Below are 4,145 nucleotides of genomic sequence, written 5' to 3'. Positions count from 1 at the left end.
CCAATGGGAACGTTCCCGCACTCGTCGTTAGTTGAAGAATCAGGATGATGATGGCAACAAATCGTCCCGGATCTCCCAATATTGTCACAAGCATCTGAATCAAAGCCAAAAAGGTAAGACTTGTGAAGACAGCAGACAACAGGAATAACGGTACGCTCTCTACTTCAAGACCCAATCCTAACAGTAATATCCCCGAAGCAATTAATGACTGGATGATTCCAACGGCTGTCAGCACTGTAAATTTCCCAATGAACCAGTTCAGACCGCTTGATGGACGATCTGCTGGCTCTTTGAGTGGATACACAATTGAAATGAGCAGTGCTCCAACAAATAAACCAAGTGATAAGAAATACGGAGCAAAACCTGTTCCATAATTCGGTACGTGATTGATTTTCTCATTTTTCACATTTACCGGAGCAGCCATCATATCGTACGTGCCTTCATTCGGATTAACACTGTTTGCTTCCTTGGCAGCGCCTTTTAATTTCTCTTCATATTCAGTCGTACCATCTGACAGCTTCGCAGAACCCTCTGCCAGTTCACTGGAACCATCTGCAAGCTGTTTAGTTCCGTCTGATAGGCGGGTTGAACCATCGTACACCTTGTTAAGGCCCGTGCTTAAGTCACTTACTCCTGAAGCAACCTGCGTCGTTCCTTGATAGACTTCCCCCATCTTATCGTTCAACAGACCAACATTTTTCACTATTTCACCTTGACCTGCCTGAAGCTGGTTAGAGCCTTGATCAAGTCGGACTGAACCAGCCACCAACTGGTCCACCCCGCCTTGCAGTTTTTTCTGGCCTTCATTCAATTTTCCAATTCCGCCTGCAAGACTTCCTGCACCTTTCTGCAGCTCTGAAGCACCGGTTCCAAGAGACCCTGTACCCGCTTCGAGACCCGTTGCACCTTGTTTTATTTGATTGATGGCTGCCTGTAATTCAGCCTGTTTTCCCTCTGGAAGGCTTCCCATAAATGGAGCCAATTGTTTCTCCAACTCAGAAGCACCTGCCCCTATGGCTTCGGCCCCTGCTTTTGCACGATCCGCTCCCGACTGAAGTTCACCAATTTTTTCTGCAAGAGATTGAGAACCAGCATATAAATCGGCGGTATTGTCGATCGCACTGGTTAATCCTGCATCAACTTTTTCCAGGCCGGCCTTACTCTTATCAATACCGCCAGCAAGATCGTCTATCCCTGATTGAAGATCCTGAGTTCCTTTATACAATAGCTGAGTTTTATCCGTCATGACTCCAACACCGTCTGATAATTCATTCGAACCCTTGGCAAGTTCAGCAGCACCTGCCTGCGTTTTTGCTACACCGTCTGACATTTCAACATTTTTCTCAGCCAGCACCGCTAAGTTATCCTTCAGCTTGTTGGCCCCTTGCGATAAATCAAGGGCTCCATTGTTGATTTCGCCTGCTTTATCACTCGCTGTGAGGTATCCTTCCCCCATCTCCTGAATCTTTTCAAACATCGTTTCCGCATAGGTTTCAGAAACAGATTCAGAGAGACTTGCCTTGATTTCTTTCATCGCTGTATCACCGATTTGAGCGGACAGGAAGTTGAAGCTTTCATTCGGTACATATTTCAGGGAAAGCTTTTCAGGATGGTCATCCAAAAGAGTAGTACCGTTTTCAGAGAAATCCTCCGGAATTTCAACAAGCATATAATAATCCTGCTTCTCCAGATTCTTATAACCTTCTTCTTTATTTACAAAGTGAAAGTCAAATTGTTCGCTATCCTTCAGTTTCTCAACGAGATCTGACCCGATGTGAAGATCCTCCCCATCATAATTTGCTCCGCGGTCACTGTTAACAACCGCCACCGGTAAATCATCCAACTGTTCATACGGATCCCAGAATGCCCAAAGGAACATACCGCTGTATAAAACAGGGACAAATAAAACAGCGAGAATGGGAATTAGAAGTTTTTTGTTTCGGAAAATCGCTTTGAATTCTGAACTTGCAAATGACTTTTTCATATTTTCCTCCTTTTGATATCAACAACAACCTGAATAAGTGACCATAAACCTCATTTAGTCATATAACAATATAAAAAATTAATGACTATTTCATTCATTTAGTCAATTCAGTCTAAAATGAAAGGATTATCAATCAGTCCTTCGATAATCCATTAATTATATACAATTCGAATAGGTTGGCAATTTCATCTTTTTCAAGCGGACCATGCGAACGTTCCCAGTCGAAGACGAGTGATATATATAATTTCAGCATGACAAACGCAGTCATTTCAGGATTGCATGGTTTAATAGCCCCTGCATCAATCGCTTTTTCAATTCGTTGACTGACAAACTCGATGACGACTTTCTCCATTCGATCGATCACTTCTGAAACTGCCGGGGTTCCAATTTCCCTTGCCTCCTGATGAAGCTTGATCGTTAATTTATGCTCCTTCCTGAATTCGAGCATCCTGAATAATGCGCGGTGGACATTATCGGAAAAAGAATCTGCAGGTACAATGACTTCTTCTGCTTCCCTTTTCATTTCTGTTATCAATGAAGTGATGATTTCATCAAATAATTCTTCTTTATTTTTGAAAAAGGTATAAATCGTTCCTTTGCCGACGTTCGCAAGTTTCGCAACCTGATCCATAGTCGTCGCTTTATATCCGAATAAAGAAAATGATTTGGAAGCTGCCTCAACGATTTGCTGTTTCCGGTTTACCGACATTTCTTCACCTCTGTTCTGACTGAATGACCAAAATAAACATTTGGTCATTCGCACATTATTAAATCTACCACATACTTTTCGTATTTACAACAATTTTTAAATACATATAAAATAAGCCTTAGTGAATAAGCTATAGAGAGCCCACTGGCAGGAGGTGCCGCATGAATATTTACGTTGTGAAAAGCGGAGATACGCTTTGGTCCATTTCCCGGCAATTCAATGTTGAGATGTCCCAGATTTCCTATGGCAACCAATTAAAGAATGTGAACATACTTGTCATTGGACAAAGTCTCCTTATCCCAGAGAAAAATAAAGAATATATTGTACAGCCAGGAGACACTCTCAATGAAATCAGCCAAAAAGTCAACATTGGCATTCAGGAGCTGATTGACTTCAACCAGTTATCCAACCCTTCTCGGTTATATATCGGACAATTGCTTGTGCTCCCTTACTATCATCATATCGTAAAAAAAGGGGATACGCTTTATACGATTTCATACAACTATAAAGTGAGTTTACAAGACATACTGATTGCAAATGACATTTCAAACCCTTCCCTCATTTACCCGGATCAAAAAATTCGTATACCGAACACTAGGAAATCCACCGAAGTGAATTCTTATATTACTCAAACAGGAGCTTCTGGAGTAGCCGAGGTGGCCGGTTTAGGGATCTACTTTACTTACTTGTCGCCTTTTACGTATTCCATTAAAGAAGACGGTACGATTTCCAATTTAAATGATGCCGGATTGATCGCTGCAGCAGAAAGTAATGATGTCGCTCCATTGCTTGTACTTACAAACTATTCCGGATCCATGTTTGATTCTGATTTAGCAGCTTCCATATTAAGGAATGAAAGTCTGCAAGACACCTTGATTGCAAACTTGCTGAAAACGATGGAGACAAAAGGCTATATGGGGGTTAATTTTGATTTAGAATATGTATATCCGGAAGACCGCGATAATTATAATCAGTTCTTGAGGAAAGTGGTAAAGGACCTTAAACCTAAAGGGTATAAAGTTTCTACTGCTCTTGCACCAAAAATCAAAGAAAACCAAAAAGGGCTTTTATATGAAGCTCATGATTATAAAACCCACGGAGAAATCGTTGACTTTGTCGTTCTTATGACGTATGAATGGGGCTGGGCAGGAGGAAGGCCTTGGGCAATTGCACCGATCAACGAAGTAAAAAAAGTTCTGGATTATGCCGTAAGTGTTATTCCCCGTGATAAAATTCTTATGGGGGTGCCATTATATGGACGTGATTGGAAAGTACCTTGGGTAGATGGAACAATCGCCAAATCGGTTTCACCGGTTGAAGCCGTGGAGATGGCGGGAAAATATGGTGTTCGCATCCAGTATAACACCGAATATCAAGCACCGTTTTTCAACTATTGGGATGAAACCGGTCAGCAGCACGAAGTATGGTTTGAAGATTCACGCAGCATATTGG

3 protein-coding genes are annotated in these 4,145 nt (G+C 41.8%); 1 reads left to right on the top strand and 2 read right to left on the bottom strand.

Annotated features, from left to right (window positions below; all coding sequences use genetic code 11):
* A partial coding sequence (locus HP456_RS20720) for a YhgE/Pip domain-containing protein (RefSeq protein WP_172254646.1) occupies positions 1 to 1,984 on the bottom strand: 1,984 nt, incomplete at its 3' end.
* Between the two features lie 133 nt (positions 1,985 to 2,117).
* A complete protein-coding gene (locus HP456_RS20715; protein ID WP_172254644.1) occupies positions 2,118 to 2,693 on the bottom strand; it encodes a TetR/AcrR family transcriptional regulator in 576 nt (191 codons plus the stop codon).
* Positions 2,694 to 2,854: 161 nt separating this feature from the next.
* Between HP456_RS20715 and HP456_RS20710 the strand changes: the two genes are divergently transcribed.
* Positions 2,855 to 4,145, top strand: a 1,291-nt coding sequence (locus HP456_RS20710) for a glycoside hydrolase family 18 protein (protein ID WP_172254642.1), incomplete at its 3' end; no start/stop codon positions are given.

This window comes from Bacillus haikouensis, from assembly GCF_013179555.1.
Taxonomy (GTDB): Bacteria; Bacillota; Bacilli; order Bacillales; family Bacillaceae_B; genus Rossellomorea; species Rossellomorea haikouensis_A.
The sequence above is the reverse complement of the archived record's forward strand: the minus strand, read 5'-3'. Positions and strand labels throughout refer to the sequence as shown.

What these genes read in the sequence shown, in the direction of transcription:
- HP456_RS20715 (WP_172254644.1), bottom strand. Translation starts at nt 2,693, where the DNA reads ATGTCGGTAAACCGGAAACAGCAAATCGTTGAGGCAGCTTCCAAATCA.